The 26,986-nt window shown below is 46.7% G+C and carries 23 protein-coding genes; 18 read left to right on the top strand and 5 right to left on the bottom strand.

Going from position 1 to position 26,986, the window contains the following annotated elements; all coding sequences use genetic code 11:
• Positions 1-220: 220 nt before the first annotated feature.
• Positions 221-2,128 (top strand): methyl-accepting chemotaxis protein, encoded by a 1,908-nt coding sequence (locus tag ABT58_RS21765; RefSeq protein WP_053063168.1) that lies wholly within the window; start codon positions 221-223, stop codon positions 2,126-2,128.
• Between the two features lie 106 nt (positions 2,129-2,234).
• Here ABT58_RS21765 and ABT58_RS21760 read toward each other — a convergent pair whose 3' ends face one another.
• A complete protein-coding gene (locus ABT58_RS21760) occupies positions 2,235-3,323 on the bottom strand; it encodes a linear amide C-N hydrolase (RefSeq protein ID WP_047876535.1) in 1,089 nt (362 codons plus the stop codon).
• Between the two features lie 415 nt (positions 3,324-3,738).
• Here ABT58_RS21760 and ABT58_RS21755 point away from each other — a divergent pair, with 415 nt between their 5' ends.
• On the top strand, positions 3,739-5,253 hold the full coding sequence (locus ABT58_RS21755; protein WP_047876565.1) for a trypsin-like serine protease: 1,515 nt from the start codon (positions 3,739-3,741) through the stop codon (positions 5,251-5,253).
• A gap of 79 nt (positions 5,254-5,332) precedes the next feature.
• Here the strand turns inward: ABT58_RS21755 and ABT58_RS21750 are convergent, their stop codons facing one another.
• The 3 genes from ABT58_RS21750 to ABT58_RS21740 form a co-directional block, all read right to left on the bottom strand.
• On the bottom strand, positions 5,333-5,581 hold the full coding sequence (locus ABT58_RS21750) for a hypothetical protein (protein ID WP_047876534.1): 249 nt from the start codon (positions 5,579-5,581) through the stop codon (positions 5,333-5,335).
• 166 nt (positions 5,582-5,747) lie between these two features.
• Positions 5,748-6,194: a hypothetical protein gene (locus ABT58_RS21745; RefSeq protein WP_047876533.1), complete on the bottom strand. Its 447-nt coding sequence runs from the start codon at positions 6,192-6,194 to the stop codon at positions 5,748-5,750.
• Positions 6,195-6,206: 12 nt separating this feature from the next.
• Positions 6,207-6,464: a YiaA/YiaB family inner membrane protein gene (locus tag ABT58_RS21740; RefSeq protein ID WP_047876532.1), complete on the bottom strand. Its 258-nt coding sequence runs from the start codon at positions 6,462-6,464 to the stop codon at positions 6,207-6,209.
• Between the two features lie 529 nt (positions 6,465-6,993).
• On the opposite strand from ABT58_RS21740, the gene pheS reads away from it, so the two are divergent.
• The 7 genes from pheS to ABT58_RS21705 all read left to right on the top strand — a co-directional run bounded on the left by pheS (position 6,994) and on the right by ABT58_RS21705 (position 16,197).
• Positions 6,994-7,977: a phenylalanine--tRNA ligase subunit alpha gene (gene pheS / locus ABT58_RS21735; protein WP_047876531.1), complete on the top strand. Its 984-nt coding sequence runs from the start codon at positions 6,994-6,996 to the stop codon at positions 7,975-7,977.
• Positions 7,978-7,995: 18 nt separating this feature from the next.
• Entirely contained in the window at positions 7,996-10,383 is a 2,388-nt protein-coding gene (gene pheT, locus ABT58_RS21730) for a phenylalanine--tRNA ligase subunit beta (protein ID WP_047876530.1), read from the top strand.
• Positions 10,384-10,857: 474 nt separating this feature from the next.
• Positions 10,858-11,154: an integration host factor subunit alpha gene (gene ihfA, locus ABT58_RS21725; protein WP_007469861.1), complete on the top strand. Its 297-nt coding sequence runs from the start codon at positions 10,858-10,860 to the stop codon at positions 11,152-11,154.
• 211 nt (positions 11,155-11,365) lie between these two features.
• The gene (astE, locus tag ABT58_RS21720) at positions 11,366-12,421 is read left to right on the top strand and encodes a succinylglutamate desuccinylase (protein WP_053063167.1); all 1,056 of its coding nucleotides are present in this window, start codon (positions 11,366-11,368) and stop codon (positions 12,419-12,421) included.
• A gap of 132 nt (positions 12,422-12,553) precedes the next feature.
• Positions 12,554-13,546, top strand: coding sequence for a vitamin B12 ABC transporter permease BtuC (gene btuC, locus ABT58_RS21715; RefSeq protein ID WP_047876529.1), 993 nt, complete (start codon positions 12,554-12,556; stop codon positions 13,544-13,546).
• 12 nt (positions 13,547-13,558) lie between these two features.
• On the top strand, positions 13,559-14,347 hold the full coding sequence (gene btuD, locus ABT58_RS21710; RefSeq protein ID WP_373300254.1) for a vitamin B12 ABC transporter ATP-binding protein BtuD: 789 nt from the start codon (positions 13,559-13,561) through the stop codon (positions 14,345-14,347).
• A 62-nt stretch (positions 14,348-14,409) separates the two neighbouring features.
• Positions 14,410-16,197 (top strand): M3 family oligoendopeptidase, encoded by a 1,788-nt coding sequence (locus ABT58_RS21705; protein ID WP_047876528.1) that lies wholly within the window; start codon positions 14,410-14,412, stop codon positions 16,195-16,197.
• 391 nt (positions 16,198-16,588) lie between these two features.
• Here the strand turns inward: ABT58_RS21705 and ABT58_RS21700 are convergent, their stop codons facing one another.
• Positions 16,589-17,809 carry a hypothetical protein gene (locus ABT58_RS21700; RefSeq protein WP_158261726.1) on the bottom strand — a complete coding sequence of 407 codons (1,221 nt, stop codon included), beginning with the start codon at positions 17,807-17,809 and terminating at the stop codon, positions 16,589-16,591.
• 519 nt (positions 17,810-18,328) lie between these two features.
• Here ABT58_RS21700 and ABT58_RS21695 point away from each other — a divergent pair.
• The 9 genes from ABT58_RS21695 (at position 18,329) to ABT58_RS21655 (ending at position 26,966) form a co-directional block, all read left to right on the top strand.
• Complete coding sequence (locus tag ABT58_RS21695) at positions 18,329-19,186, top strand: DeoR/GlpR family DNA-binding transcription regulator (protein ID WP_158261725.1); 858 nt, start codon at positions 18,329-18,331, stop codon at positions 19,184-19,186.
• A 196-nt stretch (positions 19,187-19,382) separates the two neighbouring features.
• A complete protein-coding gene (locus ABT58_RS21690; RefSeq protein WP_047876526.1) occupies positions 19,383-19,871 on the top strand; it encodes a PTS sugar transporter subunit IIB in 489 nt (162 codons plus the stop codon).
• Between the two features lie 14 nt (positions 19,872-19,885).
• Positions 19,886-20,665: a PTS N-acetylgalactosamine transporter subunit IIC gene (gene agaW / locus ABT58_RS21685; protein WP_047876525.1), complete on the top strand. Its 780-nt coding sequence runs from the start codon at positions 19,886-19,888 to the stop codon at positions 20,663-20,665.
• Positions 20,655-21,527: a PTS system mannose/fructose/sorbose family transporter subunit IID gene (locus tag ABT58_RS21680; RefSeq protein ID WP_047876524.1), complete on the top strand. Its 873-nt coding sequence runs from the start codon at positions 20,655-20,657 to the stop codon at positions 21,525-21,527. Before agaW ends, ABT58_RS21680 begins: the two co-directional genes overlap by 11 nt.
• 13 nt (positions 21,528-21,540) lie before the next feature.
• A complete protein-coding gene (agaF, locus tag ABT58_RS21675; RefSeq protein ID WP_229821788.1) occupies positions 21,541-21,987 on the top strand; it encodes a PTS galactosamine/N-acetylgalactosamine transporter subunit IIA in 447 nt (148 codons plus the stop codon).
• A 142-nt stretch (positions 21,988-22,129) separates the two neighbouring features.
• Positions 22,130-23,176, top strand: a complete 1,047-nt coding sequence (locus tag ABT58_RS21670; protein ID WP_047876523.1) for a glycoside hydrolase family 88/105 protein — start codon at positions 22,130-22,132, stop codon at positions 23,174-23,176.
• 176 nt (positions 23,177-23,352) lie between these two features.
• Positions 23,353-23,994: an RpiB/LacA/LacB family sugar-phosphate isomerase gene (locus ABT58_RS21665; protein WP_047876522.1), complete on the top strand. Its 642-nt coding sequence runs from the start codon at positions 23,353-23,355 to the stop codon at positions 23,992-23,994.
• A 95-nt stretch (positions 23,995-24,089) separates the two neighbouring features.
• Positions 24,090-25,022: a 2-dehydro-3-deoxygluconokinase gene (gene kdgK, locus ABT58_RS21660; protein ID WP_047876521.1), complete on the top strand. Its 933-nt coding sequence runs from the start codon at positions 24,090-24,092 to the stop codon at positions 25,020-25,022.
• 420 nt (positions 25,023-25,442) lie between these two features.
• The gene (locus ABT58_RS21655) at positions 25,443-26,966 is read left to right on the top strand and encodes a DUF1800 domain-containing protein (protein WP_047876520.1); all 1,524 of its coding nucleotides are present in this window, start codon (positions 25,443-25,445) and stop codon (positions 26,964-26,966) included.
• The last annotated feature ends 20 nt before the right edge of the window (positions 26,967-26,986 follow it).

Genomic DNA, 26,986 nt, shown 5'->3' with positions numbered 1-26,986 from the left:
ATTAATACATTTTCATAGTTACCTCCTTTTTGCGCTAAGCATTATTTTACTTGAAGTATGTATTACTCGTGTCTGTCGTATTGTTTGCGTTGATGACTTTTTAAATAGTACGCCCGTATGCAATTGGTTGTTTTTTGGCAGTCTAAATAATAATGAATTTGAGTAGTGTAGTATGAGTGCGAATACCACCTCGCGTTGGTCCAGAAATGTACCAATAAGCATGTTAATTATTTTTCCCGTTGTGGCGACGCTGGTATTGTTTGCCGCCGTGGCGTGGGTGATTAATGGCAATATCGCCGTGATTAAAGACAATATCGCGGTGACCACAAAACGCACGGAAGTGAGCAATCTTCTGGCTGATGTGGACAGTGAATGGAACGCTGCCCGTATTCAGACCCGTGACCTGGTGAATGCCAGCACTGCAGAAATGGATCAGCGCTATCAAACCCTTAGTGTTACGGTTGAGGGTGTGAATACGCTAATCAATAAAACGATTGATACACAGGTGCTGACACAACAAGGCCAGGCGGAATTAGCCAGCATTGTACCGATGACCAAAAAATACCTGACATTGCTGAACGATGAATATGACGTATTTAAAGCCATTGATGCGCAGTGGTGGAACACGCCAGTATCGTGGCCAGCGATTTTCCCGGTCCTGAATCAACTACGAACAGAGAACATTGATCAACAGCAGTTGAATAAAGATGCGGCGCAGTTTGTAAGTGACTTCAATGCCTTTTATCCTCGCTTAGCACAAGTGATTGCCCTGCGTAGCCTGGTGGATGTCGATAATATGATGTTGTACCTCAATGGTGCACAGTCATTTGTGAACAAGTATCAACGCTTCGGTTATGTGCAAAAGTTTGATGCTGATGTGATGAGCAAGTATGTCGATGGCACCACGTTTATCGTGAACAGTCTGAAGCGCGTTGAGGCTTACAAGACAGAGCGCGATGCTGTTGCTAAAGATATCCGTTCTCTAATTGTGAAAGTTTACAGCCGCAATGTCGGTATGGTGGATGATCTCGGTACGGTTAGCTTGGATTCGGCGGATAAGTCGTCTCAGGTGCAGTTGTGGTCATGGATTGTGGCAGCCATTATTTCGCTGCTGATTGGTCTGTATATCACTCGTCAGTTTACGATTATCTTTGGTTTGCTGTCGACGTCACTGAAAGCGATGGCGGCGCAAGACCTGAGTGTGACCACCAAGATCGATGGTAGCAACGAGATTGCTATGCTAGGTCTTAACACAGACAAAACCATCACAGATACACGTCGTGTGATTAACCAGATCCTGGATCAGAGTAATGAAGTTGCTTCCTCTGCCACTGAGTTGGCGGCGGTGATGGTACAAAGTGCCGCGAATGCGGAAGAGCAAAGCGCCCAGATTGAGCAGATTGCCGCTGCAGCCACTGAGCTTTCTTCTTCTGCAGAGCTGGTGGCAACGTCAGTGAGTGGGGCAGAAGCACAAGCGAATGAGGCGATGTCACTGTGTTTGTCTGGCCGTGCGATTGCGGAAGAAAACAAAGTGCGTGCTGAAGAGTTGACTGAACAGTTAACAGAAACCTCGGTTGTGGTAGAAACCTTGCGTCAGCGTTGTGAAAGCATCGAAGAAGTGGCAACGGTCATTAACAACATTTCCGATCAGACTAACTTGTTGGCACTTAACGCTGCGATTGAAGCGGCGCGTGCCGGTGAGTACGGACGTGGTTTTGCCGTTGTTGCTGATGAAGTACGTTCATTGGCGGCGAAAACCCAGAACTCGACAGTACATATCAAGAACATCATTGAAGAACTTCAAGGTCACTCCATTGATGCGCAGACAAAAGTACAAGAGTGTTTAGATAAGATTGAGCTGACTAAAACAACGTCGAACGAATCGTATGAGCAACTGACTTCTATTTATGGCGCGGTATCGACGATTTCGGAAGGCGCGTCAGAGTCCGCAGTGGCCGCGAATCAGCAGTCTCACGCTGCCGAGGAGATCAGCCAGACGGTGAACCTGATTAAGGATGTGATCAGCCAGAACGTCGCAGGCATTACCCAGTCGACGGAAGCGTCGAACTTCTTGTCTGAATTGGCAGAAAAACAGAATCAGAATTTGAGCCGTTTTAAATTGAATTAATCACGGTGTAACGATAAACGAACAGGCTCGCTGTCTAACAGCGAGCCTGTTTTTTTATGGCTTGATGAGAAAAGTTATCTCATAGCGAGCGAGCCCATCAATACGATTACAGTGTTGGTGTCACATCTTCAACGTGGAAGCTGCCTTTGTCTAATGGACGTGTCACTTCTTTGTTGCCATTGAAATCTATCTTGGTCAGATCCACTTGTTTAATGGTGCTGTCACGCATAGTTTTGTAGTACAGCTTACCGTTGGTCTGATCAATCACCGATGTCCACTGAGTCGCACTTGGCAGATCAGGGATATATTTCTTCTCGTTAAATTCTGTGCCGATCGGCAAATCAAAATTGTTCAGGATATGGAAGGCCTGAGACACCGCTTCTTTACCGTTGTGCAATTCAGGTGCGGTATTTACAAAGAAGGCCGCACGCACGAAACGCGAAGGCGGTGTGATATCTCCCGGCATCCCTAATGCACCAGAACCTACCCCGAAGGAGAAGGCTTTTACACCGTTGATTTGCTGTCCTTGGCTAACGCCTGGATGCAAATTGATATAGTTGTTCAGATTGGTGATATGCCACTGATAATCCGGTGCATTAGTCAGTACCTGAGCGGTGTTTTTATGGATATTGATTTGGCCGTGATTCATGATTTCAATCACGATATTGTTGCCGTTTTTATCAGCCACGCGCCAGTGTGCCGTTGGGGAAGGGTTACCTTTGGCATCCATATACACAGGCACAATCTTGATTTTAGCCAGTGCCTGTTCCACTTCTTCTACCGTACTGAATTGAGAAAGCATCCAGCGGACAAAATCCATGTCGGTGATGTTGTTGCGCGTATTGTTTGGATCATACTTGGCGAGTGAGCCGTAGTTTTTAAAATAGAACAGGCCGCTGGACAGTCCCGCTTCATTCACCCCTTCCGCAATGAAACGATCATCGCTGACTGAAATGCCGGTAAAACCGTATTTGGACTCCCACGTCAGGCCTTTTTTCTGGTCAGGCATGGTTGACGTATATGTATGCTTACGCGGGGAAATGACCAGTTTACTGTTGAGGTCATTCTCACCCCACTCAATAGTACGGGCCTGAATGTAATCATCTTGTGTGGTAGTAAGCGAAATCCCCGTACACGCGTTGGCGGTATAAGCAACGCAAGAGGCAATCAAAGCGGCAGCTAACTTCAGTTTCATGTTTTTATCCTGTTTTTGAATATCCCATATATACAAGGGATTAGGTCAGATGAGTATAGGAACACTTAAATTTCATCTCACAAAAACTGGCAACATATACAGACAAGCGGGCACCGAAAGCGTTTTCTCCTTACTACTGCTATCGGGTATGCATTCCGTGTAAGCATGAGCCGTTAGAGGGGGGCGTGACGGTATTCATACCCTGTAATGTAACTGAAATGTTAATTTTTAAATAATGTTAGATGGCCTATGCATTCTATAAAAAACACCATCCGTGGGTTGGTCATTTTTTGAAAAAGGGCTTTTCTTGTTCATGTGTGACGCGAATGACGTGCGTCGCAGCATGAATTTACTTTTTCGAGGGAATGACGTGAAACTAAAGTTTGGTGTTATAGCAGTGATGGCGGCGTGTAGCATGGGCAGCGTGCAAGCTAATGAAAATATTGTGGGTGTAGGTGGTGTGATCACGCCGGATATTGTTGGAGGCAGTCCGGCGAATACTGCTGATTGGGGGTTTTATACCCAGATTGTCGGACGTAACAGTAATCGTTCATTTTGTGGCGGGAGCTATTTGGGCGATGGGTATGTCTTAACCGCCGCACATTGTGTGGATACCGATCTGCCTAGCCAGTTGGCGGTAAAAGTCGGTGGCTTTCGTTATAACGGCACTGATGGTGAACGGGCGAATGTGACGAATATTTATGTGCATCCCAATTTTAATTCGCGCAACCTGGCCAATGATATTGCGATCCTTAAATTAGATCGCGTGATCAGCAATGACAAACGTGTCGAGATTGCAGCTGGTGGACTCAGCCAATATGCCGTCACAGGGGATCAATTATCCGTAGCGGGTTTAGGGCGACTGTCTGAAGGGGGGAGTACACCATCAGTATTAATGGCGGTGGACGTGCCGTTGGTGTCTGATGCGCAATGCCGTACCGCTGGGGGCAGTTATGCTAATGTCGGGCAGGTGAGCTTTTGTGCGGGGGTGCCACAAGGCGGGATTGACTCCTGTCAGGGAGACAGTGGTGGCCCCATCGTCGTAAACCGTGGCGGTGTGGTGACACAGTTGGGGATTGTGAGTTGGGGCATTGGTTGTGCACGTCCGGGGAAATATGGCGTGTACAGTGATATTGCTGCGTTGCGTGATTGGGTTGATAGCGTGGTGGTACTTAATGCCGATAATGTGTCGGTGGGTTACAACGCCAATCAGCCATTGACGGCGTTTGAACTGGGGCAAACGGCTTCACATACTTTTTCGGTGAAAAATACCGGTAATGTTCCTTTCACTGTCACACAGACAAGTGTGAGCGCCAGTGGTGTCGCGCAGGATGCGTTGATAAGCCAAGACGGTTGCCGTGCGAGCACATTACCTGCAGGGCAATCTTGCCAGGTAGCGGTGGAGTTTTCAGCGTCAGCGACAGGCACGGCTTCAGTGGCATTGACGTTTGAGATCGACAAAACCAATACGCAGTACGTCGCCAAAGCGAGCGCACAAGTCACTTCGGCGTCACAGCCAGGTACCTGTGAGACGGAATGGAATGCAGGGGCAGTGTACAACACCGGGGATGTGGTGAGTTGGCAAGGCCAGCTATGGGAAGCGCAGTGGTGGAACCAGGGAGCCGATCCAAGTCAGTCTGGCCCGTGGGGCGTATGGCAAGCGATAGCCGCCGGTCATTGTGGTGGGGGCTCGCCAACGCCGGAACCGACACCTGATCCAACGCCAGAGCCCACTCCGGATCCTGAACCAACCCCACCGGCTTCCGGTAATGCTTATGTAGCCGGTACCGCTTATTCACCGGGTGATGTTGTGACACACAATGGCGGTACTTATCAGTGTCGTGCATGGCCAAACGGCTTGTGGTGTGCATCCAGTGCTTATGAACCGGGTGTCGGCGACGCATGGAGTAACGCGTGGGCGAAGTTGTAATAACGACGGTTCAAGTATTACGTACATAAAAAAATAGCCTCGTAAAGAGGCTATTTTTATTACTTACCATCTGCGTCCATTAAGCGGCAGCAAGATGCTTAAGTGTGTGAACGGCTTTGTTGCGGCCATATAGCAAGCCACCAAGCGTAGCCAGGAACATACCGTTAAAGGCTAAGAAAAAGCCAGCATGAATAATGTCGAACTTACCCATGACAAAAATAGGTAGTGAAGACGTTAGGCCTAAGTTACCCAAAACCAATAGTACTGAGCATAACAAAACAGCAAATGTATTCATTTTAATTAGTGCTGTTACAGCATTGTTCTGCATTTTTGAAACTCCCAATTGTAAGCAGTCTTTCAATCTACTGCAAAAGTCATACTTTTTAAATAAAAATGTTTATTAATGGAGGTGCTGCTGGTTGAAAGTTGCTCGATTTTTGGGTGTTTGTGGTTATTTATTCTCATGGGTAAGCAATGGTGCAGAATGGGAATGATCAATAGAGGCATTGGTATGCTGTTATCAATGCGGCGTTTTTTGCCTGTAATTGACGGACTTTTAGCTGAAGTTGAATACATTGGCCACTGCGCATCTCAGTGTGAACATGCTGTATTTGAATCATGAGGCGACGAGTGTTGCGTATCGCCTCTTTGAGTTGCTCAGCTTTTTGTTCAAGCTTATGTATGGCTGTTATTTTCTTGGCGGCTTGCCGTTTGAGCACAATGCCCTTTTCAACAAGGCGAGTGAAGGCGGACTGTGATGCTGCAGCGTTGTCACTGACAGCATCCAGTGTGGCCGTAATACTGGTTTGGTTCGCCTGTAGCTGATCAATCAGGGTATCGTAATCGGCCTGGCGGAGTAACGTCTGTTGCTCAATGGCTTTCAACAGCAGCAATAATTGCTGCTGTTGTGTGGTGAATAGTTGAAGAGGTGTCTTGGTCATTTTACAACAATGTTAATCGTCTAAATCGTGAAGAAGTTGTGCTGTTTTCGCTTCTTCGATCTTATTCACCAGTTTCTTCGATTCCGCCTGATCGCGCACCGCTTTACTTAACGTGATGGTAGCGCTGACCAAAAATAAACTACAGATGCTGTAATAGCCTTTAATGAGCAAATCGCCTGGCAGTTTGATGATACTGACCACCATCGCAATAACCGCGATAACAAACGTTGCTTTTGCATAAACGAGCCAATATTTCTCTTGTTCACCCATGATGATATTCCTTTTGTGTTGATGATGTTGTGCTGTTTTATTGAGTTGGATTGCGTACACGTCATAGTTTGTTTTTGTGTAAACCCTCAATCGAACAGTGTTTTATTAATTTAGAGGGAGAGCAGGAAAAGCGCAAGGGTAAAAAGTAAAAAAATGCTCGACAAAACCGTGAACGTTGGTTTTTGCGATGGGTTTATTGAAATGCATGCAATGCGATGTAAGTGAGGGGAGTGGGAGAAAATAGGGGGAGTGTCGATCAACGAAAATCCGTTAAAAACGCATGAAATGTCAGCATACTCACGGCATAAAGAAAGGTGGAAAAACAGCCACTGCTGAGGTGTTTTTTCCACCGAAGCAGGATGCAGAGGAACATTCAAGGATTCAAATAGCTAAAGGCGTTTTTTTTTCACGCAATCCGACCCTTTTCTTACGATTGGATTTGGATTTGGACGCATGTTTCTTTAGTATGTATTGTTACGCGAATTTATATCTCCCTTAAGGACGCCACCTGTGGGTGGATGAGGAAACGATGCAACATCTAGACGAGATTATTGCCAACGCAACGGCAGCTATTGAGCAAGCTGATTCATCAGCGGCTCTGGACGATGTCCGTGTCCAATACATGGGCAAGAAGGGTGAACTGACTCTTCAACTACAAAGCTTGGGTAAACTCCCACCGGAAGAGCGCCGCACTGCTGGTCAAGAGATCAACAAAGCAAAAGGTGCTGTTCAGCAAGCTATCGCAGCACGTAAAGATGCACTTCAGCGTGCAGAACTTGAAGCGAAGCTATCTGCAGAAACTATCGATGTGACCCTACCTGGTCGTCGCATTGAAAACGGTGGCCTACACCCAGTGACTCGCACTGTAGAACGCATTGAGCAGTTCTTCGGTGAGCTTGGCTTTAACGTTGAGTCTGGTCCTGAAATCGAAGATGCATTCCACAACTTCGATGCGTTGAACATTGCGGCAGATCACCCTGCACGTACTGATCACGATACCTTCTTCTTTAACCCAGATCTGATGCTGCGTACGCACACCTCTGGTGTACAGATCCGTACGATGGAAAATGGCAAACCACCATTCCGTTTCATCGCACCAGGCCGTGTATACCGTAACGACTACGACCAAACGCATACGCCAATGTTCCACCAGGTGGAAGGCATGCTGGTTGATGAGAACGTTAACTTTGCACAGCTAAAAGGCATCCTGCACGATTTCCTATGTAACTTCTTTGAAGAAGAAGTGGAAGTGCGTTTCCGTCCTTCATACTTCCCATTCACTGAGCCTTCAGCAGAAGTGGACGTGAAAGGTAAGAACGGTAAGTGGTTAGAAGTACTAGGCTGCGGTATGGTTCACCCGAACGTACTACGTAGCGTAGGTATCGACCCTGAGAAATACTCTGGTTTTGCATTTGGTATGGGTGTAGAGCGTTTGACTATGCTGCGTTACGGCGTAAACGATCTACGTGCGTTCTTCGAGAACGACCTACGTTTCCTTAAGCAATTCAAGTAATCCAGAGGTTTAAACACTATGAAATTCAGCGAATCTTGGCTTCGTGAGTGGGTTAACCCTGCGGTTAGCACTGACGAACTGACTCACCAAATCACGATGGCGGGTCTGGAAGTTGACGACGTACTGCCAGTAGCAGGCGCGTTCAACGGCGTTAAAGTAGGTCACGTTGTAGAATGTGGTCAGCACCCAGATGCAGACAAACTGCGCGTAACGAAAGTTGACGTGGGTGAAGAAGAATTGCTAGACATCGTGTGTGGTGCAGCAAACTGTCGCCTAGGCCTAAAAGTGGCTGTAGCAACAGTAGGCGCAGTACTACCTGGCGATTTCAAAATCAAAAAAGCAAAACTACGTGGTCAGCCATCTCACGGCATGCTGTGTTCTTTCTCTGAACTGGGCATCGACGTTGAGTCAAACGGCATCATGGAGCTAGCAGAAGACGCAGTGATCGGTACTGATTTCCGCGAATTCCTAGGTCTGGACGACGTAACCGTAGACGTTGACCTAACGGCTAACCGTGCTGACTGTTTCAGCATCCGTGGTATGGCACGTGAAGTGGGCGTACTAAACCGTGCTGACGTAACAGAGCCATCTGTTGAAGCGGTTGCTGCTTCAATCGAAGACACTGTATCTATCGACGTGAAAGCACCGGCTGCGTGTCCACGTTACCTTGGCCGTGTGGTTAAGAACGTTAACGTTCAAGCGGAAACCCCACTATGGATGCAGGAAAAACTGCGTCGTTGTGGTATCCGTTCAATCGACCCAGTTGTTGATATCACTAACTTTGTTCTGCTAGAGCAAGGTCAGCCAATGCACGCATTTGATCTGGCGAAGATTGAAGGTGGCATCGTGGTACGTTTGGCAGAGCAGGGCGAGAAGTTAACGCTGCTAGACGGTACTGAAGCTGAACTGAACGCTGACACACTGGTTGTTGCAGACCACAACAAAGCACTGGCTATCGCCGGTATCTTTGGTGGTGAGCAGTCAGGCGTAACGACTGAAACGAAAGACGTACTACTAGAGTGTGCTTTCTTCGCACCGGATCACATCCGTGGTCGCGCACGTAGCTACGGTCTACACACGGATTCTTCAATGCGTTTCGAGCGTGGTGTGGATTACGCACTACAAGTGAACGCAATGGAGCGTGCCACAGCACTGCTTGTTGAAATCTGTGGTGGTGAAGTTGCACCTGTTGTGGCGGTTGAGTCTGAAGCAGACCTGCCTAAGCCAAACAAAGTAGCACTACGTCGTACTAAACTAGACAACCTACTGGGTCACCACATTGCTGATGCAGACGTGGTTGAGATCCTAGAGCGTCTAGGTATGACGGTTGAAACAACGGCTGAAGGTTGGGAAGCTGTTGCACCAACATGGCGTTTCGATATCGCGATCGAGCAAGACCTAGTGGAAGAAGTGGGCCGTATCTACGGTTACGACAACATCCCTAACCAGTCGCCAGTGGCTGCACTAAGCATGAACGATCACAAAGAAGCGGATCTACCGCTGAAACGTGTACGTAACCTGCTTGTTGATCGTGGTTACCAAGAAGCGATCACTTACAGCTTCGTTGAGCCTGAGCAGCAGAAACTGGTTGTTCCTGGTGTTGAGCCATTGATCCTGCCATTCCCAATTTCTGCGGAAATGTCAGCAATGCGTCTTGGTCTGATCCAAGGTCTGTTGAACACTGTTGTTCACAACCAGAAGCGTCAGCAGCCTCGCGTTCGTCTGTTTGAATACGGCCTACGTTTCATCCCTTGCGAAACCGCTGAAAACGGCATGCGCCAAGAGCCAATGCTTGCTGGTGTTATCGCAGGTACGCGTAGCGAAGAGCACTGGGATATTGAAACCAACACCGTTGATTTCTTCGATCTGAAGGGTGATCTAGAAGCGATTCTAGAACTGTCTGCAAACGAGAAAGCATACTCTTTCGCAGCGGCTAAGCACCCAGCACTTCACCCAGGTCAGTCTGCGGCTATCATCGTAGACGGCAAAGAAGTGGGCGTGATCGGTACCGTTCACCCAGAGCTTGAGCGTAAGTTTGGTCTAAATGGCCGTACTATCGTGTTCGAAATCGAATGGTCTGCGATCAACACTAAAGTGATCCCAGAAGCAGTTGCGCTATCTAAGTTCCCTGCAAACCGTCGTGATATCGCGGTTGTTGTGAACGAAGACGTAGCAGCCGGTGATGTGGTTGCTGCTTGCCGTGACAACGGTGGCGAACTACTGACTGATGTGAACCTATTCGACGTTTACGTAGGTAAAGGTGTTGAAGACGGTCAGAAGAGCTTGGCGATTGCGCTAACCCTTCAGTCAGCAGAACGTACGCTGGAAGAAGCTGATATCGCGGGTGCGGTTGAAAGCATTGTTGCAGTACTTGCAGAGCGTTTTGGCGCGAGCCTACGTGACTAATTACGTGCGGGTGGCGGTTGTTTGAGCCGTCACAGCGTCACGCACAGTAACTTTTTAAGTTATTGTTTTAAAAAAGCAGCCATCTCGGCTGCTTTTTTTTGATCTGAATCTAATAAACGTAACTTTCTGATACTCAGAGAATATTCCTATATGTCCACAAATTGTTAGAGTGATATATTGTTGTCAGGGTTATTTTTAGCGTATTTTATTGGTTATTAGGGTGATTAAGCTCAACTGGGTGCATGCATGACGCATTTTGGTGCAACCACAAATCAATAATTTGACACGAAGTTAACGTAAAAAAGTTGGCGGAAATCAGCGAGTTGGCTTAAACTTGACTCTAGTTGAGATTGAACATGATTCAGGGTGGCTGAAAATTGTCGCTCACCGATTCAGTCTCACCAGATGAATTCGCTACAGGTATAGTTATGCTATGTCTGTTATCCATTCAATATAGTCTTGAGGGAATTATCTATGGCGCTCACGAAAGCCGATTTGGCTGAGAACCTGTTTGAGAATGTTGGATTAAGCAAACGGGACGCCAAGGATACGGTGGAAGTCTTCTTTGAAGAAATTAGAAAAGCGCTTGAAAATGGCGAACAAGTAAAGTTGTCCGGCTTTGGTAACTTTGATCTTCGCGATAAGAACGAGCGTCCAGGAAGAAACCCTAAAACGGGCGAAGATATCCCTATCTCTGCTCGCCGTGTTGTAACTTTCCGTCCAGGTCAGAAATTGAAAGCACGCGTAGAAAGCATCGAGATCGAAAAGTAATCGCGGCGATGTAAACAAAAAAGCCCAGATACAGCATGCGCTGATCTGGGTTTTTTTGTGCCTGTTGAAAAGCGCGGGGTGCTGCTGAGATCTCAGAATAAGACAATGGTCTGTCTGATAGTACGGGAATGATAGGCACCGTGCCGTGACAGCAGTACACTGAATGTAAGTAGGTAAAATATTTACGCAGTGTCGAACAGGGAGGATGTCGATGGGCATGTTAGCACAAGTGAAAGCGGGCGCGTTTCTCGCGGCGAGTCTGGACATGGATAGCCCAGAAGAGCTTGGGCAGTGGCGGACGGAAAGCGGGGTAGAATGCGCCTTGCTCGCCAGAGGTGTGTTGGCCATTACACCGTCCGATCTCACGAAAGAGGCCAAGGCGATTGTGATTTCGTCCGGTATTCATGGGGATGAAACCGCGCCTATCGAATTAGTACAGCGACTGGCTGAACACATCCTCTCTGGGCAGATACAACCCGCTCACCGTTTACTGCTGATTATCGGCCATCCTGAGGCGATAGTGTGCCATCAACGATTCATTGACGAAAATATGAATCGCTTGTTCAAGCAAATGAACGATGAAAGCAACCCGGATACCGTTCGCGCGAACACGCTGCAAGCCTTATTGCGAGGGTTTTATGCCAGTGCCAGCTTTGATGATCCACAGCGTTGGCACCTTGATCTGCACTGTGCTATTCGTGATTCCGTCCACTATACCTTTGCGGTGAGCCCTTATTCAGAGCAGCCTACGCGCAGCTTACCGTTATTCTCGTTTTTGCAGCAGGCCGAAGTCGAAGCCGTGCTGATGGCAAACTCACCATCACCCACGTTTAGTTGGTTCAGTGCCGCCTATTTCGGCGCGCAGGCGTTCACGTTAGAGCTGGGCAAAGTTGCTCCGTTTGGTGACAATGACTTGTCACGACTAGAGCCGTTTTATCAGGCACTACAGACGTTAATTACTACACCCACGCATGAAGCCAAGAAGCAATCTCAGTGGCAAGAAGACGCGTTGGCAATTTATAAAGTGACCCGCACATTGGTTAAACAGAGTGACGATTTCTCCTTTACCTTCCCTAACGATCAAGCCAATTTTACCTTTTTCGACCAAGGGGCATTACTGGGGAAAGACGGCAATACCGAGTATTACTCGTTGGAGGGCGGGGAGGCGATCGTGTTCCCAAATGCCAATGTGGCTGTTGGTCAACGGGCCGCCTTACTCGTGCAGCAGACGGGCGTGACTCTCACCGATCAAGTCACCGTAAAATAACGGGCATTCTGGGGTAACATGCAGATAATAGAGTCAATTTCGCCTGAAATATCAGAAAGCTAATGAAGCACGGCTTTTCATTTCAACGGTGAAAGAGTAAGGTAAGCAGACTCTGTTTATTGTGTACTTGTGATGCTGTTAAATGAATTAATGGCACGTCGTCAAGCCAGATGGCGTGTGGGTTTTGTTGTGGCAGGATTGCTCCTGCTGCTTGCTGCGTTTTTATCCCTTTCTGTCGGTGAGTTGTTTATCTGGCCGTGGGCACCGTCCGGTGATCTCGAACAGCAACTGCTTGTGCAACTGCGTATGCCCCGTCTATTCGCTGCATTAGCCATTGGCGCATCGCTTGCCGTTTCTGGTGCGGTATTACAAGTCTTGTTAGGTAACCCCTTGGCCGAGCCCGGTGTTTTAGGGATCTCCGGCGGTGCCAGTCTCGCTCTCGTTATCGTACTGTTTCTCCTGCCCATTGCACCCAGCCCGATTGTGATGATGATTGCCGCTATGTTAGGCGCACTCTGTTTTACCCTGATTCTGGTGGGATTGTCCCGGCGGCGGAAAGTCTCGACCGCGCGTTTATTGCTGATCGGTGTGGCGTTAGGCATTTTGTCTGGTGCGGTGGTGACGTGGGCATTTTATTTCAGCGATGATCTTAACCTGCGGATGTTGATGTACTGGCTGATGGGCAGTGTGGCTGGTGTGAGTTGGCAGCAACTTGTGTTGCTGGTGGCTGTCTTACCGGTCTTAGGCTGGCTGTGCCTACAAGGTAAGAAGCTGGATCTGTTGATGCTGGGTGAACAGCAAGCCAAACAGTTAGGTTTAGATGTAGCAGCCTTCAGATGGCGTTTAATTTTGATTGTTTCTCTGTTAGTCGGCGCGTCGGTGGCATTAGGCGGGGTGATTGGTTTCATTGGTCTGGTGATCCCACACTTATTGCGTCTCGCCTTAGGGACAGAGAATCGCTACCTGCTCCCGCTATCTGCTTTATTCGGGGCATTGCTGCTTGCCATGGCAGATACCTTGTCACGCATTATTTTGCCTGCGGCAGAACTGCCAGTGGGAGTAGTGATTACCAGTTTAGGCGCGCCAGTGTTTATCTGGATGTTGCTTCGTTCGCAAATTGATTAACCGGTGGAACCAATGACACAAACGATGATTGCTCAACCTGTGTTGATCAACGCTCACAACCTTGCCATGCCGCCGCGTTTACTGCCGCTGTCGTTTGATATTCAGCGCGGTGAGATTGTCCATTTCATCGGGCCAAATGGCAGCGGGAAAAGTACCGCTATTTCGATGTTATCGGGATTAGTCGAGGCGCAGGGGAGTGTCACTTTGGAAGGACGCGCATTGGTTGATTATGACTTGTCTGATTTAGCGCGTTTACGCAGTTACCTTGCTCAGCAAGACAAACCGGCGTTTTCTGTTGGGGTGTACCATTATCTGGCCTTGTCGTTATCCGCGTTGGGGGATTTACCGGCCGAGAACGTACAAGCTGCTGTCGAGGAGATCTGTGGCGCGTTGAAAATCATGGATAAACTCAGCCGCAATATTCAGCAACTGTCCGGCGGGGAATGGCAACGCGTACGGCTGGCGGGGGCGTGTTTGCAGGTCTGGCCGACACTCAACCCGGAAGCGAAATTTCTGTTATTGGATGAACCCGCAGCGGCACTCGACATTGGCCAGGAAGCCACCATGTACAAGCTGATCCGCAATATCGCTGCACAAGGCATAGCGGTGATCATGGCGAACCACGATTTGAACCGGACCCTACGCGAAGCGGATAAAGTGGTCCTGCTGAATAATGGCAGTTGTGTCGCCCAAGGCGAGGCGCGCGACGTCATGACCGTTGAGCGACTGGAAACCGTGTTCGCCACGCAAATTCAACGTATTGAGCATGATGGCCAGTCTTGCCTGCTCTTTACGGATTAATATAGAACAATGATTGATTAAGGCGCAGACCTTAACCTTAGCCTGTTAATAAAGGAGTCACTATGCATACACCAAGTTGGGACCTGTCAATTGCGTACAGCGGTATTGATGATCCCGCCATTGCCCGCGATCTGGCCGATGTTGAACAAACGCTGCCAACCTTATCTGCATTTGCGCTGGATGATATCGGTGCACTGGCCAATGCCGTGAGCGCGTACGAGGGGATGGACATTAAACTGTATACCCTTGGTACTTTCGCCAACTGTTTGCTGTCGGTGGATGCTTCGCATGTGGCCGCGAAAAAACTGCAAGGTCAGGTGAATGCGCTGTACTCTAAACTGTCTCAGGCTATGACGCCGTACAGCCAAGCGATTGTGAATTTGGATGAGGCTGCGTTTGCCGAGTTGCTGACGCACGATGTGGCTTCCTGGCAATTCCGCTTTGAGCGTGATCGTCTACTGAAAAACCGTCAGCTTTCGGTTTCGGAAGAACAGTTGGTCACCGCCTTGTCGCAAGATGGTCTGTTAGCATGGGGCCGTCTGTACGACAGCATTACCGGCAGCCTGAAAGTGACGTTAGCCCTGCCAGATGGCACAGAAGAAACCATGGGCTTGTCACAAGCGGCCAGTATTCTGTATGGGCCGGATAGTCTGCGCCGTGAACCGGCATGGCGTGCAGTCGCTCAAGCGATGACGATCCATCAGGAAAGCTTCGCAGCGATTTTGAATGCCATTGCGGGCAGCCGTTTAACCGAATACGAAAAACGCAGTCATACTGAAACCATCCACTTCTTGGATGCCAGCCTGCATGGCAGTTGTATTGAACAAGCCACGCTCGACACCATGATGTCAGTGACCAAAGCACAGCGAGAAGTCGGGCAGAAGGCCGGTTTATTGATGGCAAAACTCTTCGGTACCGACAAACTCAAGCCGTGGGATGAGCAAGCCTCAATGCCACCATTAGTCGGCGGTGAAGGCCAGACCTACAGCTTCGATGAAGGCATTACGATTATTCGTGAAGCCTTTGCTGGTGTTGATCAGGAAATGGCAGAGTTCGTCGATCTGATGGTCGAGAACCAGTGGATTGATGCGGCGCCGCAGCCCAATAAACGCTTGGGGGCGTACTGTACCAAGTTTGCAACCAGCCGAACGCCATTAGTCTTCATGACGTGGGGTGGCAGTATGTCGGATGTGCTGACACTGGCCCATGAACTTGGCCACGCTTTCCACAACTGGGTAATGCGTGACATGCCAATTATGCAGACCAAGTACCCGATGACACTGGCAGAAACCGCCTCGATTTTTGCCGAGAACGTAGTGCGTGATGCGCTGATGGAAAAAGCGCAAAGCGAGCAAGATAAGCTGACCATGTTCTGGGAAGAAGCGCAGGCTGCGCTGGCGTTGTTGGTGAATATTCCGGTACGTTATGAATTTGAAAAAGCCTTCTACGAGCAGCGCCCGAACGGTGAATTTACCGCCGATCAATTCAAAGCCTTGATGTCTGATACTTGGCGTGACTGGTACGGCGAGGCCATGGATGAAACCAGCGAGATGTTCTGGGCCAGCAAACTGCACTTCAGTATTGCCGAAGTGAGCTTCTATAACTATCCGTACCTGTTTGGTTACCTGTTCAGTAAAGGCGTGTATGCACAGCGCGAAGCCAAGGGCGTATCGTTCTATGACGACTACAAAGCGCTATTGCGTGATACCGGCTCAATGACCGCTGAAGACGTTGTCGCAAAACACCTGGGCATGGATATTCGCCAGCCTGACTTCTGGCAGCAAAGTATCGAGATGGTCTCGCAGCAGATTGATGCGTTTGAACAGTCACTGAAAGCACTGGGTAAATAACACGTTTATCATCAGTGCTACATATCATAGAGCCTGACCGTTGCGTCAGGCTTTTTTGTCTGCGTAATAACACGTGGAGACCTATTCCTCAATCGGACATTTTAAGGCGAGCTATATAAGCATCATGTTTCTTTCTTCCATCATTATTCATTTTTGTTTGGGGATGAAAGAAACGGATAAGATCACGCTAAACATTGTGCTGATGATGTCATCGATAGACTCAGTGCGATAGATGTATATCGCGCTGGGGAAAACGGTATATACATTTATGCGAAGCCTGTTGATGCAATTCAATCTTATACATTTAATTTGTCGCCATGGTACAGCGATGTCATGGTAAGAAAAGTGATCAATAGAGGGTTATTGTTGCTGATGTGGAAACAGACAATTCTCAGGCGGAGACTTCGCCATTTCCTCTTTCTGCGCATTCCATATTTTCGACAAGCTGTTTGGCAATCTGGTAACAGGTAAAAATTTGGGGTTGAGCAGGCAAAGATGCACCGCTTAACAATTGTGTTTTCAAACTCTCTGCGAGTTGAGAGCGATGTTGAGTAGGGGCTCCAGCTAAGTAAAGCAGTTGGGTACTCAGCATCGTTTGATTGATTTTTTGTTGATGGTTACGTATGTGCGACGTCGCCGTTTTAATGCCTATATCGTTACCCGGTGCATCAATGTCCGTAGGCAGGTTCATGGCTAACAGTTGAGAATAGATTTTTTGCAATTGATGCTCTGGGGCTTGCCAAGGCGAATCCGCCACGAGACCCATGATCATAGCAAGAGAGACAGTGAGTACTGGTGCTACGTTCCATTGCGCAGTCATGGATGAACATTCATTGGATAACGCATGCATTGCCGCTTGAATGTCTTTCTCCTCATTGTCGAGGATGCCTCGAATTAACACGGCTTGTGCATTTTCAATGCGTTGTTCGGCTCTGGATTGAAAAACGGTTGGAGCCGATGAATAGGGGGCACCATAGCCTTCACTTAGATGAGTTGCTCGAGGAACGAAATAGCGAGAGGCATCGATATAGTTATTCAGCACTTCCTGTGGTAGGTCATCGTACAATATCACCAACGTATCGCTGACGATGTGGTTGATACCGATTTGCCAATACCACCAATCTCCCCATTCAGCCGCGCCGACGTGGTAGAAGTTATCATGTAAGAACGCCAGTGATTCAATCAGCGTGTTATGCAGTACGGGATGATTGACGAGTTCACCGTTTGGTTGTTTGTAAGCGCGAGCCAGCATGAATATACGTTGATAGGTCGCATGAAGCTGGATGCCTAGTTGCATTCGGCCAACCGGAGAGTTGGCGTCTAATGGTAGATCGTACCATAGCCCTTGTTGATCGAGTTCAAACGTTGACAGCCAGTGCTTGGCTTGTCGGTCTATCTTTGCCATCTGAGTATGTAGGGGCGGAGCAAAAGGAAGCTCACTATCTCCCAAAAAGTAATTTGCCCACTTCGCTCGCAGTAGTGAGAAGTGATGCTGTCCATCAATGGTGCCTGGTTTTGAAGATGCTCCATGCTGCCATGATGATGGGCTATCTATGTGTTTTCCTGAGTCTGTCAGTCTTGAAATGAGAGGTGATAGGAAAGGGATTTTCACAGTGGCATCCTTACAGTGATTAAAACACAGCACACCAATGCAGTGTTTTAGGTCTAAAGAGAAAATGAATTTTCAATTGCTTTCATTTTGAATCATTGTCGGATTGTTGATGAGAATTTCAGGGTTAACAAGCGAACAATGAAAATCATCTGAAAATTGATAGTGAAGTCACAAATACTCATCGGGTATGGGAGTTGTGATGAATCAATAGCAACGCCTCCTACCTCTCAACTGGAGGTATGCTGAAGAACTTAGCTAATAAATGGTTGTATATTGCTGATTTTAAAGGTATAAATTATGATTTGGCCGTGTGTTGATTAGCTTTTGGGAGATGGAATCGCATGATGATTGGGGTATAATGCGCGATTGTTGGTAAAGTAAATTTGTGATTTTAGTCATGCTTACAACAAAAATTCATTGCTCAATGAAATGTCTTGAATAAATATTATGGCAAATAAAAGGAAATGAAAATGAATGAACAGCAATGCGGCTACCAGAAGTGGTAATGGGGACGCAGTAATGAAAACCGCGATTGAAAGAAGAATGGAGATCGTCAACATCGTTGGGCTGAGGGGAAAGGTTCACGTTGATGATTTAGCTACACTGTTTAACGTCACGGGAGCAACGATCCGAGCGGATCTTCGCTTTTTAGAGCAAAATGGATTCATTGTTCGTTCTTATGGTTTTGCCATTATGAATAAAGGGGCGTTGAATCGATTTGTTGCATCTCAAAAAGATCAGCATGTAGATGACAGTAAAGCTGTGGATCCGAATGATCTTGCAGATGTAACAGTGCATGAGCAATCGGATGATCTCGCTGCCAGTGGACAGATAAGTGACCAAAATCGCCATATAGGCCAAATCATTACTGGATTACTGGACGCAAATAGCACCATTTTCATTGATGCCAATGACATGATCAGACATTCACTGGATACGGTTTCTGATTTTGCATCTGTAGCGATTATTACGCACGATTTAGGATTGATGCAGCAACTGGTTAAATATGATTCGCTTGATGTGATCATGCCTGGAGGAACGGTTAATCCTGATACGATGCAATTTACGGGTGCAAAAATGCTCAATAGCCTTAAATGCAACCGATTTAATAAAGCGATCATTAAGGTTGATGGTTTTAATAAAAAGCTGGGTTTTTTTGCACAATCTGAATTTGATGCAGAATTGGCTAAAGTGCTATGTCAAATTTCAGAAGAAGTCATTGTTGTAGCGGATTCAAAGACACTTGCCAGCAGTAATGCTTATTGGATTGGGGATGTGGATATGATTGATACACTAGTGTCTGATCAAAATCTCCCAGATGATTTAGGTGCATATTTAGAATCTAAATCAGTAACCGTAATAACGGCTAATGGATGAGTGATACACATCACTCATGCCAATAATTATCATCAATAGATACTCTTATTATATTGGGCTAGTAAAAATACGGTAATTCATTTACTGGCCTTATCTCTATGTACATTTTTCAGGGTGATTAGCATTAATTACTCTGCGGCGTCTCACACTTGTAAATTTGTTCGTTTAATATTTAACATGGAAAAGGAAATACAAAGTGGCAAATATCGTACTTACGCGTATTGATGAAAGACTTCTGCATGGACAGGTAAGAATTACCTGGGGTAAACATTCAGGTGCTAATACCATTCTTATTGCTAATGATGAAGTGGCTGGCAATCCAATATTACAAGCGCCTTTTAAAGGTGCGGCGGGTGGTGAATATCACGTATTATTCAGAACGGTTGAGCAGGCTATTCAAAATATTCCAAAAGCAGGGCCGGAACGTAAAATTTTATTACTTTGCAATAATCCAACTGACGTGGCGGCTCTGGCTGAAGGTGGGGTGCCTATTTCAGAAGTAAACATTGGTAATATGCATTATCACCCAGGGAAAACAAAAGTGGATGCGAATGTCTGTGTGGATAAAAAAGACATGATTGCATTTGAAAAACTGAGAGCGCTTGGTATTCCATCGACAATTCAGCATATGCCGGAGAGTACGAAGCAAGTTATTTTTGATGTTGTTGGTGAAGCTGTCGCTTAATAGGTGGATTCATTATGTTTTTTGAAGCATTGCTTGTTGGCTTATGGGGAATGTTGTGCGGCATCGATAAATACGATGTGGCACTGAATATCCATCGCCCTCTGATTACGGGCCCAATTGTTGGGTTAATTTTAGGGGATTTGGAAACCGGGTTAATTGCGGGTGCCACTATGGAATTGGCATGGCTGGGTTTAGTGCCTAACGCTGGCGCTCAGCCACCCGATGTCACCATTGGTGCCGTTGCTGGTACTGCGTTTGCCATTACATTAGGGATTTCTCCGGACGCATCATTGGGTATGGCGATTCCATTTGCGATGGCCATGCAGGCGCTGATTATCTTCTTGTTTACCTCTTGTGCACCTTTAATGCAGAAGTGTGATCAGTATGCTGAGCAGGGTAATACACGTGGGATAGACAATATGCTCTATCTTGGCTTAGGACTGCGTTCGCTCTTGTTTGGTGTAGTGGCATTTTCTGCTGTCTATTATGGTACAGCAGGGGCTGATTTCATTGTTGAGTATTTACCACAAGATGTGATTGATGGTATGGCCGTCGCGGGTCGAATGATGCCAGCCGTTGGTTTTGCCATGTTGTTACGCACAATGTTTAACGTGAAGTTGTTACCGTATTTCTTCCTGGGCTTTGTATTAACGACATATCTTAAATTACCGATTATTGCGGTGGCTATCGTATTCCTGTGTATCGCAATTCTTGATTATGTACAGCAAGAAAAAAATTCTGATGATAAGTCATCCCATTCATCTAATTTAAAGGCAATAGACGATGAGCTCTAATATTGACGTACTTGACCAGCCGATTGATAAGCCTACCTCTTTGGTGAATGATGTCGATGCCTATGAAGATCAACACGTTCGTAAAGTGATTACAAATCGCGACCTTTGGAAAATTGGTATTCGTGGTTTATTCATGGAAGGTAACTTTAACTATGAACGGATGCAGGCTGGAGGATTTTGTTACTCCATGATCCCTGCGTTGAAAAAAATTCATCGCGATCCGGCTGACTTAGCGAAATCCCTGAAAAATAACATGGCATTTTATAATGCCCATCCAAAGCTGTTTACTTTCCCGCTGGGGTTAAGTATTGCGATGGAAGAAAACAAAGAAAAACCGTCAACAATTAACTCAGTGAAAGCAGCAACAATGGGGCCAACGGGCGGTATTGGTGATGCTATCGATCATATGACCATGATGCCACTGACGTTAGGTATTGGTGCGGCAATTTCTTTGCAGGGAAGTATTGCAGGGCCATTTGTGTTCTTCTTGCTTTATCAGGTTTACCACTTCTTTGTGTACTTCTGGTTGTTGTTTTTTGGCTATAAATCCGGTGTTGCAGCACTAGATATGTTGTCTGAGCAAGCCGAAAAATTGGGCCGCTCCGCCAATATTATTGGTCTGGGGGTGCTCGGGGCGATGACTGCCAGCTTTGTCCGAATATCGACACCATTGGTGTTGACGGCCGGTGAGGCACAAGTGGCCGTTCAAACCGATTTGCTCGATAAAGTGATGCCAAATATCTTGCCTCTGGCATTTGTCTGGTTCATGTTCTACTTGGTTCAAAAGGGTAAGTCACCAAGTATGCTCATTTTCGGTACCTTAGCTGCGGGCATTAGTGGTCGCTTGTTAGGTATTCTTTAACGATAAACATCGGATGGATAAGATGATTGGTATTCTTGTTTCAGGACATATTCATTATGCAACGGGTATGCAGTCTGCCGTTGAAGCAATAGTTGGAAAGCAGAATGCGATTGAATTTATTGATTTTGTTCCTTCAATAACGACAGAAGAGTTAGAACAATTAATGCTTCAATCCATTGCTCGCATTAATACTGGTGATGGGGTACTTATTTTAACGGATGTCCCTGGTGGCTCTCCTTGCAATCGAGCCCTCTTTATTATGCTACAAAGAAACGACATCAAAATAATCGCAGGGTGTAATTTACCAATGATTACTAATGCATGTTTTGAAAGAGATGGTCTTTCATTGGATGAGTTAGTCGATGTCGTTATCGAAATTGGCAATCAGTCAATTAAAGATATGCATGCGGAGTTAAAAAATCTCGAAACGTGTGCGCCAGTTTACGAGGATGAACTGTAAGGGATCACGCTAGTTCCTCACCCTTTATTGGATTTTATTTCCCCCTATATAGAATCGATAAGATAAGGGGTGAGGGACATTGTTTATATCACTTGTGTTCAAATTTAATTTTTCAGTGTGTTACTGAGTAGGTTTTTGCAATATGGATAATGTTCAAATCTTAAATCAAATGAAACGGGTATATTGCTGGCAACGCGATAATCGTACCCGTTATGTTATTCGCAGTACCGGGAAAAAACGTTTTTTAAAAGCCACGGATTGGGAGCGTGGTGTATTTTGGTTATCGGTTGCTGATGCATGGCAAGCAACAGGGGATGATGAGTACCTGCAGGGGCTATTAGATTTCTCGCTAAATACCGGATTTAGACCGGGGCCATTGCCAAGGTTTGCGGATGATCATGTCTGTATACAGGCATACCTGCCACTTTACTCGCATTTTGATATTCCAGAAGCGTTGGAATACGGCAAAAGTGCATTAGATATCATGCTCACTGAGCCGAAACCGGGTCGGGAAGACTGGTGGTGGTGTGATTCTCTGTTTATGGCTCCCCCTGTGTTTGCAGGATTTTCTTCGCTAACAGGAGACCGTAAATACATTGATTACATGGATAAAGCTTGGTGGGACGCGGTAGATTCTCTTTACGATCCAGAAACAGGATTGTATTTTCGTGATAAACGCTACATTCCTGTCGGTGATGGTAATGAGCTGCGTGAAGCGAACGGTGAGAAAGTATTTTGGAGTCGAGGTATCGGTTGGGTATTAGCTGCCATTCCTCGAATCTTGGCCTTCATGCCAGCAGATTATCCAAGTCGACCACAGTATTTAGCGATGTTTAGTGCGTTGGCTGAGCAAGTGGTGAAATACCAGCAACAAGACGGTTTCTGGCGTACCAGTCTGCTTGATCCTGAGAGTTTCCCTTCGCCAGAAAGTAGCGCTACTTCGCTGTTTTGCTACGGGCTTGCATGGGGGATCCAACAGGGACATTTAGATCGTGACGTCTATTTGCCTGTTGTGGAAAACGCGTGGTCAGCATTAGAGAGTTGTATTCACGATAACGGTATGCTTGGATGGGTACAATTACCGGCATATAACCCGCGTGATGTAAAGTTTGAACATAATATTGATTACGGTGTTGGTGCCTTCTTATTGGCAGCAACAGCGATGTTATCGCTATCTGATAGTCAATAATATTATCTTCTTATCGTGATCATCATTATTGAAATTAAATTCGTCATTGAATATCACTGATCGTTCAGGTGGTATTGGGATTGAATGCATTAATAATTCCTAAATATTAATCGTATTTTCACTGGGTGATGATGTTTCAAATGAAATTTTAATAATTAAAATAAACGGATGTTTCAATGAATATCGCATTGATGATGGAAAACAGCCAAGCTGGAAAAAATGCCATCGTATTAAATGAATTGAAAGGGGTGGCGGTACAAGCCAATGCTGAGGTCTTTAACGTGGGGATGTGTGATGAGAATGATCATTCATTGACATATATTCACTTGGGGATCATGGCGAGTATTTTACTGAATGCCAAAGCGGTAGACTTTGTCGTGACAGGATGTGGGACTGGGCAAGGCGCAATGATGTCCCTAAATATTCACCCTGGTGTGGTCTGTGGCTATTGCTTAGAACCAGCCGATGCCTTTTTGTTTAACCAAATTAACAATGGTAATGCGCTGTCTTTGGCCTTTGCGAAAGGCTTCGGTTGGGGGGCGGAATTGAACATTCGTTATATTTTCGAAAAAGCGTTTTTAACGGGAAAACGTGGACTCGGGTACCCTTTGGAGCGTGCTGAACCTCAGCAGCGTAACGCCGCCATTCTTAACCAGGTTAAAACGGCTGTTGTGAAAGAACAGTATCTGGACGCCTTGAAAGCTATCGATCCCGCATTGGTGAAAACCGCTGTTTCGGGTGAACGTTTTCAACAGTGTCTGTTTGCTAATGGCCAAGTGCCAGAGATTGAAGCTTATGTGCGTTCACTATTGAACTGATTAAGTAGGCATGTATATCGAAAAGGCCAACTTAATTGAGCTGGCCTTTTTGCCGGTTATGTTGTCGATGCCGGTAGTATCAGAAGGAGCATATAATGGATACGATAAACCGAATCGCCATTCTTGGTGAATGTATGATTGAGTTGAAAACCGTCAATGGACATATTGAGCAGGGATTTGGTGGTGATACGCTTAATACTGCGGTTTATCTGTCCCGTTTAACGCAATCTCAAGGAAAGACAATTTCGTATTTAACGGGGATGGGGCAAGACCCTTTTAGTGCCAATATGCTTTCGGCATGGAAAAGTGAAGGTGTAGATATAGACCACGTTGATATTACCCCAAATAAAGTGCCGGGTATTTATGTCATAGAGACAGCAGAAGATGGTGAGCGTAGCTTTTACTATTGGCGGAATGACTCGGCAGCAAAATATTGGATTCAAGGACTTCAGTTATCAGCGTTGGTTGATCGCCTTTGCCAGTTTGATCTGGTCTATTTAAGTGGTATCAGTTTAGCCATACTGACACCAGAGAGCCGTACCACATTGTTTGAAGCCCTCGCTGAGTGTAAACAAAAAGGCCTGCGTGTTGCCTTTGACAATAATTATCGACCTGCATTGTGGAAAAAGGTGGTTGATGCACAAAAGGCGTATGAGCAAATGTTGCAGTTAACGGATTTAGCATTTCTGACATTTGACGATGAAGTGGCGCTGTGGGGAGACGATGATGAAATGGAAGCGATCGCCCGTACTCGTCGTCATGGTGTTAGCGAAATCGTGGTAAAACGTGGCGCAGAGAGTTGTTATATCCTGCACAATGGACTGTTCAACTTGGTACCGGCTGAAAAAGTAGAGACGGTTTTGGACACAACAGCGGCAGGGGATTCGTTCAGTGCAGGATATCTCGCCAATAGAGTTATAGGGGGAGATATTCAATCTTCGGCACGGTTAGGGCACCTGGTTGCAAGTAAGGTGATACAGCACCCAGGCGCGATTATTCCCTCAGAATGTATGCCAATGATGAATTAAGGCATCAGTAAGTTTTTCTCGTTTTGCTTATTTGCGATTAGCTTATTTTTGATGAGTCTTTTTTGATGAGTTTTTTGCTGAGTACAAGCGAATGATGAAGCCTGACCGTTGCGTCAGGCTTTTTTGTGCGCGTGAATCATGAAAGGGGGCTGGGTAATATAACGAAGTGAGAGCGTGCGGTAAGCTTTTATAACAAATCTCTTTTTATAACAGAATGTTATACATGTCAGTGAATATCATGTTAATGCTTGGTGATGTTACGCATAAAAATTGCGAATGATCTCTGATTTCCCATGTACATCTTGTGAACACGTTAATAAGTAAATTGTTACTTTACTTCCACTTCAAGACATTAAATTCGATTTTGTACAAGCTGCTGGTTCACAATTTGGAAAATTCTAATAATGAAGGGAAAGCAAAGTGACGAGTTTGATACAAGATAAGGATCAGGCTGCACGGTTTATTTATCGCGCGACATTTGGCCCCAAGCCAGGGGATGTCGATCGATTGGTAAACATGGGTGAATCAGCTTGGTTTGAGGAACAATTCAACTTACCGCGTGTGAGTCAGCGTCAACTGACGGAGCGTTTTTCTTACGCCAGCGGTGACAATATCAATGAAGTCTCGCGCATGAGTGCGTGGTGGAACTGCGTCATTGAAGGGGATGATCAGCTTCGCCAGCGTATGGCTTACGCGTTAAGCCAGGTGGTGGTGGTATCGCGTTTCGGCGGGCCGGATCCACAAGCACTGTCTGAATATTATGATCTGCTGTTAGATCATGCCTTTGGTAACTACCGTGATCTGCTTAAAGCCGTGACGCTCAGCCCGGCGATGGGGCGTTACCTGACGCTGGAAGGCAGCCGTAAGGCCAATCCGCGTTTGAACAGTTTCCCTGATGAAAACTATGCCCGCGAAGTCATGCAGTTATTCAGCATGGGGTTGTGGCGTCTGGATGACGATGGGATAGCAAGTTTGGATGGTAACGGTAACCGCATTCCAAACTACACCCAGGAAGATGTGGAAGAGCTGGCGCGCGTGCTGACCGGTTGGCGTCGTCGTACCTACTTCCAGCCGATGTACTCGGTGGCGAACCGTCATGACTTTGATCAAAAGGTTGTGCTTGGTCAGGTTTTCCCGGCAGGCCAAACACCGGAGCAGGATGTTGATCAAGCCATCGACATGCTATTTGAACACCGCAATACCCCAATCTTTATTTCTAAGCTTCTGATTCAACGCCTGACTATCAGTAACCCGCGTCGTGAATACGTCCGTCGTGTGGCGAAGGTGTTTAAGAACAATGGTCAGGGTGAACGGGGGGATCTGAAAGCCGTCCTGAAAGCCATTTTGTTGGATCCTGATGTGTTGGCCGGCCGTGCAATGGCGGATTACCAACAAACCGGTAATGGCGCGCGTAACTTCGGTAAAGTGAAAGAGCCGGTGATCGCAATGGCGAACCTGGTGCGCGCACTGCAATTGAAAAATAACGATCCTGCACGCTGGTGGGATTTCCCGGGCACACAAGGCAACTTTGGTCAGGCCCCTTTGCAGGCAACCAGTGTATTCAATTTCTATGAGCCGGATTATGCCCCGAAAGGCGAGTTGACCGACAAGCAATTGTACGGGCCGGAATTTGCCATTCTATCGATGGATGTGGTGCGCCGTATTTCTAACCGTATGTGGGCGGCGGTGGTTGCTGGCAATGAAACGGCCAAGAAACGTTGGTCATGGGATCGCACGGAGTTTCGCAATACGGTGGCGGATCACGAAGCGTATATTACTTTGGTGAATGAGCGTGTCTTTGCCGGACTGATGTCAGCCAAATTGGCAGACTTCCTGCGCAAGATGCTGGCTGAGCTGACGGCGAAGCGTTATGGGCCAGACAGACAAGTACTCGATACGTTGTTTGCTGTTCAATGTTCACCGGAATTTCGCTGCCAGGAGTAACCCATGAAACTATCAAGACG

This window comes from Photobacterium aphoticum (assembly GCF_001029435.1).
Taxonomy (GTDB): Bacteria; Pseudomonadota; Gammaproteobacteria; order Enterobacterales; family Vibrionaceae; genus Photobacterium; species Photobacterium aphoticum.
This window is presented reverse-complemented; position numbering and strand designations above follow the sequence as displayed.